This window comes from Amycolatopsis sp. NPDC059027 (assembly GCF_042739735.1).
Lineage (GTDB): Bacteria > Actinomycetota > Actinomycetes > Mycobacteriales > Pseudonocardiaceae > Amycolatopsis.
Map to the genome: position 1 here is coordinate 39,928 of NZ_JBHYIK010000069.1, position 6,405 is coordinate 46,332.

4 protein-coding genes are annotated in these 6,405 nt (G+C 69.8%); 1 reads left to right on the forward strand and 3 read right to left on the reverse strand.

The features are described 5' to 3' along the window. Positions 1 to 85: 85 nt before the first annotated feature. From ACFWY9_RS35560 to ACFWY9_RS35570, 3 genes are all read right to left on the reverse strand, one after another. The gene (locus ACFWY9_RS35560) at positions 86 to 832 is read right to left on the reverse strand and encodes an ABC transporter permease (protein ID WP_378340929.1); all 747 of its coding nucleotides are present in this window, start codon (positions 830 to 832) and stop codon (positions 86 to 88) included. Further along, on the reverse strand, positions 829 to 1,782 hold the full coding sequence (locus tag ACFWY9_RS35565) for an ATP-binding cassette domain-containing protein (protein ID WP_378326858.1): 954 nt from the start codon (positions 1,780 to 1,782) through the stop codon (positions 829 to 831). The genes ACFWY9_RS35560 and ACFWY9_RS35565 overlap by 4 nt, the downstream gene beginning before the upstream one ends. 79 nt (positions 1,783 to 1,861) lie before the next feature. After that, positions 1,862 to 4,972 carry a BTAD domain-containing putative transcriptional regulator gene (locus ACFWY9_RS35570; RefSeq protein WP_378340930.1) on the reverse strand — a complete coding sequence of 1,037 codons (3,111 nt, stop codon included), beginning with the start codon at positions 4,970 to 4,972 and terminating at the stop codon, positions 1,862 to 1,864. Between the two features lie 133 nt (positions 4,973 to 5,105). Here ACFWY9_RS35570 and ACFWY9_RS35575 point away from each other — a divergent pair, with 133 nt between their 5' ends. Further along, complete coding sequence (locus tag ACFWY9_RS35575; RefSeq protein ID WP_378340931.1) at positions 5,106 to 6,317, forward strand: cytochrome P450; 1,212 nt, start codon at positions 5,106 to 5,108, stop codon at positions 6,315 to 6,317. Positions 6,318 to 6,405 lie beyond the last annotated feature (88 nt).

Consider the following 6,405-nt stretch of genomic DNA (forward strand, 5'->3'; position numbering starts at 1 on the left):
CCGCCTCGGGCGGTGTCTCCGTGCTCGCCCCGGGTGCCGGGAACCGGTTGGCGGGCAAGCGTTTTCCCACCGCCCACAGTACGGGTCAGGCGCGCTTGCCGAACTTCGAGCGGGCCCAGAGGTAGCCGGCGACGGCGATGCCGAGCGACCAGGCGATCGCGGCCAGGGTCTGGCCGATGTTCGGGACGCCGGTGAAGAACCCGCGCAGGGATTCGATGATCGAAGTGAAGGGCTGGTACTTCGCGAATTCCCGGATGCCGGGGCCCATCTTGTCGGCGGGGACGATCGCGCTGCTGAAGAACGGCAGCATGATCAGCGGCACGGTGGCGAAACCCGCGGACTCCTGCGTCTTCGCTGCCAGGCCGGAGGCGACGGTGAGCCAGCTGACCGCGAGGACCACCAGCAGGAGCACGCCGACGGCGGCGAGCCACTGCGCGAAGGACGCGGACGGGCTGAAACCGAACAGGAAGGCCACCCCGAGGATGGCGGCCAGCGCGAACGTGGTGCGCACCATGGTGGCGACCACGTGCCCGGTCAGGACGGCGCCGCGGGAGACGTCCATCACCTTGAAGCGGTTGATGATGCCGGTGGTCATGTCGGAGTTGACCGCGACCGCGGTGGCGGACAGGCCGTAGGCGATGGCCATCATGAGCATGCCAGGCGTGGCGTAGTCGATGTAGTCGCCGCCACCGACGTTGAACGCGTCGCCGAGGACGTACACGAACATCAGCATCATGATGATCGGCATCAGGATCGCGTTGAACACCGCGACCGGGTTGCGCAGGGTGTGCTTGAAGTTGCGGCGAAGCATGATCGCCGAAGCGCTGCTCATCGGAGGGCCTCCGTCTGGGTCTCGGTGCTCGAATGACCGGTGAGGGAAAGGAAAACGTCGTCGAGGTCCGGCATCCGCACGGTGAACTCCTCGACCTCGATGGCGTACTCGTCGAGCCGGTCCAGCAGGGAGCGCAGCGACTTGTTGCCGCCGTCGCTGGGCACCCGCAGGACGAGGCTCTCCGCGTCGGGCGTGGAGCCGGTCAGCACCCGGGCCGCGGCGTCCAGGTGCGTGGTGCTCGCGAACCGCAGCTGCACGTGGCCGCCGGGGATCTGGCGCTTCAGCTGCCCCGGGGTGCCCGCGGCGACCAGCTTGCCCTGGTCCAGCACGGCGATCTGATCGGCGAGCTGGTCGGCTTCTTCGAGGTACTGGGTGGTGAGGAAGATGGTGATGCCGTCGGCCGCCAGCTCACGGACGATCGTCCACATCGTACGGCGGCTGCGCGGGTCCAGACCGGTGGTCGGCTCGTCGAGGAAGATGATCCGCGGCCTGCCGACCAGTGTCATCGCCAGGTCGAGCTTGCGGCGCATCCCACCGGAATACGTCGACGCGCGCTTGTCGGCCGACTCCTCCAGATCGAACCGCCGCAGCAGGTGCTCGACGACGTTCTGGCCCTCACTTCCCTTGAGGCGGTGCAGATCCGTCATCAACCGCAGGTTTTCGCGGCCGGTCAGCAGCTCGTCCACCGAGGCGAACTGACCGGTGACGCCGATGGCCGAACGGACCTTCCTGGTCTCGGTCGCGACGTCGTAGCCGGCGACGCGCGCCGTCCCACTGTCCATTTTGAGCAACGTGGTCAGCACGTTCACGGTCGTGGTCTTGCCCGCTCCGTTCGGGCCGAGCAACGAGAAGATCGTCCCCGCACGCACATCCAGATCGATGCCGTCGAGTACGACTTTGTCCTTGTAGGCCTTCTTGAGCCCCGAGGTCGTAATCGCTGAACTTGTCATGGCAGCGACTTTGCCCAGCCGCCCTGACACCGCCCTGTCCCTGCCCTGACACGGGCTCTGACACGGCGTTCTCCCTGGTTCAGCGAGCGAGCACGGCCTCGGCCAGCTTGTGCCAGTCCGCTTTCGCACCCTCCTGCGTCACCTCGGCGAACCGCGTGTCCCCGAGGCGTTCCCGCGCGGCCCGCTCGATCCGGGCCGCGTCCGGCTGGGAACGATCCGGCAGCCCCCGCACCGCGGTGCTCGCCGCGAGCAGCCGCGCCGCCTGTTCGTACTCTTCGCGACGCAGTGCCAGGTCCGCGATCCCGACGAGGACACCGGCGATCAGCGGTGCGTGCCCGCCTTCCGCGGCCGCCTGGAAGGCCGCGACCCGATGCTCCCTGGCCTTGCCGAGATCCTCGGCGAGGTAGCCGAGCAGGTCCTGGGTCACAGCGCGGACCTGCGCCCGCTCGGCGTTGTCGCCCAGTAAAGCCGTCGCGACGTCGAGTTGCCGCCTCGCCTGCTCGGCGTCGCCGCCGCACCGCGCGAGCTCGGCCTTCGCCAGTGCCAGCTCGACCAGTGCCTCCGGCCAGGCGACCCGTTCCGCGTACCGCTGCGCGGCCGCCATGGCGGCCGCGCTCGCTTCCAGATCCCCCAGTAACCAGGACAACTGCGCCTGCCGCGAGCGCAGCGGCACGACGTCCTCGATGGCGCCGACCTCGGTGACGACCGTGATCGCGTGTTCGTAGTACTCGCACGCACCGGCGAAATCGCCCCGCATCGCGACCCGGGGCGCCAGTTCGCTCAGTGCGAACGAAATCCCCCACCGATCACCGAGCGCGCGGAACTCGGCCAACGCCGTTTCGAGGTACGCCTCCGCCTCAGGTCCCTCGTGGCCGAGCGTGATCCGCGTCTTGCCGAGGTGCAGCCGGGCGAGGGCACGCACCCACGGGTCCTCGTCGTCCAGCACGGGTTCCCACGCGGACAGGAAGTCCTCCGGCGCCCGCACCATGCGTTCCAGCGCGGGCACAACTCCCAGCGCCGGGTGATACCCGCCCGGAATCCGCCTGCTGATTTCGTAGACCTTGTGGATCCACTCCGCCGCCTCGTTCTGGTCGCTCCGCCCGGAAACCACGAACATGGAGACGAAGGCGTACACCACGGCCCGGATCTCGTCGGCCACCTCGCCGGGCAACGCGACGGCCGCCATGATCAGCTCGTTGCCCTCGGCCTTGTGCCCGCCGAGCCACCAGTACCAGCCCGCGGCGGCGGCGAGCCGCATCGCCCCGTCCGCCTCCCCGGCGGCGAGCGCACCCCGCATCGCGGCGGCGATGTTGTCGTGCTCGGCCTCGAGCACGGCGAGCCATTCCAGCTGATCGGCACGGCGAAGCCGCGGCTCCGCGGTTTCGGCGAGTTCGGTGAAGTACGCGAGATGCGCATGGCGCGTCGCGTCCGCTTCCCCCGCCTCCGCCAGCCGCTGCTCGGCGTACTCCTTGATCGTGCCGAGCATCCGGTAGCGCGGCGCTTCCTCGCCTTCGGTGACCACCAGCGATTTCTCGGTCAGCGTGGTCAGCAGTTCGAGCACGTCGGCATTCTTCCCGCAGACCCGCTCGGCCGTCTCCAGGCTCGCCCCGCCGGAGAACACCGACAGCCTGCGCAGGATCACGCGTTCGGCGTCGGTGAGCAGCTCCCAGCTCCAGTCGATCACCGCGCGCAACGTCCGGTGCCGCGGCAGCGCGGTCCGGCTGCCCCCGGTCAGCAGCCGGAACCGGTCGTCGAGCCGGTGGGCGAGCTGATCGAGGGACATGGTGCGCAGCCGGGCCGCGGCGAGTTCGATCGCCAGCGGCATCCCGTCCAGTGCCCGGCAGACACGCGCCAGCATGCGGACGTCGGTGGCGACGTCCTTGCGTACCGCACCGGCCCGGTCTCGCAGCAACCGGACGGCCGGAGCGGACTCGATCTCGGCGGGATCGGCGTCTTCCGCCGGCAGGGCCAGAGGCGCGACCTGCCACAATGCCTCACCGGTGATGCCGAGGGGCTCCCGGCTCGTCGCGAGGATCCGCAGCCGGCGGCATTCCCCGAGCACCCGATGGGCGAACGTCGCGGCGGACTCGATCACGTGCTCGCAGTTGTCCAGGATCAGCACCATGTCCCGGTCGCGCACCGCGGCGGCGACCCGCTCCACCGGCTCCGTGTCCGGCGCCTCGCCGAGCAGTGCGTCCCGCAGCCTGAGCGCGGCCAGTACCGCCGATGCGACGTCTCCCTCGGCGCTGATGGGCGCGAGCTCGACCAGCCAGGCGCCGTCCGGCAGGTCCCTGAGCAGCGTGCGCGCGGTTTCGGTGGCCAGCCGGGTCTTCCCCGAGCCGCCCGGCCCGATCAGGGTGACGAGCCGATGCCCGGCGAGGAGTTCGCGGACCGCGGCGACGTCGGTGTCCTTGCCGACAAAGCTGGTCAGCTCGGCACGCAGGTTGGTCTTCGGAGTCTCCTCCCGCCGCCCCAGCTCGCCCCGCAGCAGCGCGACGTGCAGTGCGGACAGTTCCGGTGCGGGGTCGACACCCAGCTCGTCGGCCAGGGTTTCCCTCAGTCGCTCGTAAACACGCAGCGCATCGGTGTCGCGACCCGTCGCGACGAGAGCCCGCATCAGCGCGGCGACCAGCCGTTCCCGCACCGGATGCGCGGCCACCAGATCGGTCAGTTCCGTGACCAGATCGGCACCACGGCCGAGCTCGATCTCCGCGTCGAACCGGTCCTCCATGGCCGCCAGGCGCAGCCCTTCGAGCCGGGTGACCGCGGCGTCGAACGCCGCGCTCTCCTGCAGGCCGACGTCCTGCATGGCCGCACCACGCCACAGGGCGAGGGCCTCGCGCAGCAGCCGGGGGTCCTCGTCCTTGCGGGCCCTGCCGATGAGCCGTTCGAACCGCACGGCATCGACGGCGTCGGGCTCCACCCGCAGCCGGTAGCCGTCCGGCTGCCCGTCGACGACCCCGTCCGGTAGCGCTTTCCTTAGCCGGGAAACCAAGCGCTGCAAGGCATTCGCCGCGTCGGCGGGCGGCTGTTCGCCCCAGATCCAGTCGACGAGCGTCGCCTTCGGGACCACCCTGCCCGGGTCGAGCGCGAGGGCGGCCAGCAGCCCGCGCAGCCGGGCGCCCGGCACGTCGGCCGCACCGCCGTCGTCCGCGCGTACTTCGAATGGCCCCAGTATCCCGATCTGCACCCGGCCGATTTTGCCATGGGCGACGTCCGGGGCTCCGGCCGCTGGCCCGGCTCGACCGGTGTCAGGGGCGTGTCAGGCAGGTGTCAGTCCGCTCGGCGACTGTGGTCACAACACCGCCACGAAAGGAAATCCGATGAGCCAGACAGTCGACATCCCGCACGGTCTCCCGATGGAGCGCGACGCGGGCCCGTTCGACCCGCCCCGCGAGATCACCCGGCTGCGCGAGGCCCGCCCGGTCAGCCCGCTGATCTTCCCGGACGGCCACGAGGGCTGGCTCGTCACCGGCTACGACGAGGTCCGCCGGCTGATGGCCGACACGCGGTTCAGCTCCCGTCAGGACATCGGCGTCGTCCGCGTGCCGTTCGAGACGCCCGGTATGCCCGCTCCGACCGAACCGTCGCCGACGATGCCGGGCGTGTTCGTCGCCATGGACCCGCCGGACCACACGCGGCTGCGGCGCAAGCTCACCGGCGCCTTCACCGTCCGGCGCATGAAGCAGCTCGAAGCACAGATCGTCGAGATCGCCGAACGGCAGCTGGACCACGTCGCGAATCTCACTCCGCCGATCGACCTGGTCAAGGAGTTCGCGCTGCCGGTGCCGTCGCTGGTGATCTGCGAGCTGCTCGGTGTCCCCTACGCCGACCGGGAGACCTTCCAGGCCAACTCCGCCCAGTTCCTGGTCAAGGACCAGACCCTCGAAGAGAAGATGACCGCGCTCGTCGCGCTGAACACCTACCTCGCCGAGCTGGTCACGAGCAAGCGTGCCGACCCGGTCGACGACATCCTCTCCGATCTGGCCCGCGACGAGGACCTCAGCGTCGAGGAACTGACCGGCATGGCCTTCCTGCTGCTGCTCGCCGGCCACGAAACCACCGCCAACATGCTGGCGCTGGGCACCTTCGCGCTGCTGGAACACCCCGAGCAGCAAGCAGAACTGCGCGCCGACCCGGACCTGATGCCCGACGCCGTCGAGGAACTCCTGCGCTATCTGTCCATTGCGGACATCTTCTACCGCTACGCCACCGAAGACCTCGAACTCGGCGGGGAAACCATCCCCGAGGGATCGACCGTCGTCGTCTCGTTGCTGGCCGCCAACCGCGACCCCCGGCGCTTTGAAAACCCCGACACTCTCGACCTCCATCGCAAGGCCCGCGGTCACCTGTCCTTCGGCCACGGCGTCCACCAGTGCCTCGGCCAGCAACTGGCCCGCATCGAAATGCGCGCGGGTTTCGCCGGACTGCTGCGGCGTTTCCCGAGCCTGAAGCTCGCGATCCCCGCCGACGAGGTGAAACTCAAGACCGACATGAACATCTACGGCGTCCACGCGCTCCCGGTCACCTGGTGACATCCTCGGCCGCCCCCCCCCCCCCAGTTAAGCCGGGGGCGGGGGGGGCCGCCACACCAATAGGGAAAACACATATCCACGCCTGGGC

What these genes read in the sequence shown, in the direction of transcription:
- ACFWY9_RS35575 (WP_378340931.1), top strand. Translation starts at nt 5,106, where the DNA reads ATGAGCCAGACAGTCGACATCCCGCACGGTCTCCCGATGGAGCGCGAC.
- ACFWY9_RS35565 (WP_378326858.1), bottom strand. Translation starts at nt 1,782, where the DNA reads ATGACAAGTTCAGCGATTACGACCTCGGGGCTCAAGAAGGCCTACAAG.
- ACFWY9_RS35560 (WP_378340929.1), bottom strand. Translation starts at nt 832, where the DNA reads ATGAGCAGCGCTTCGGCGATCATGCTTCGCCGCAACTTCAAGCACACC.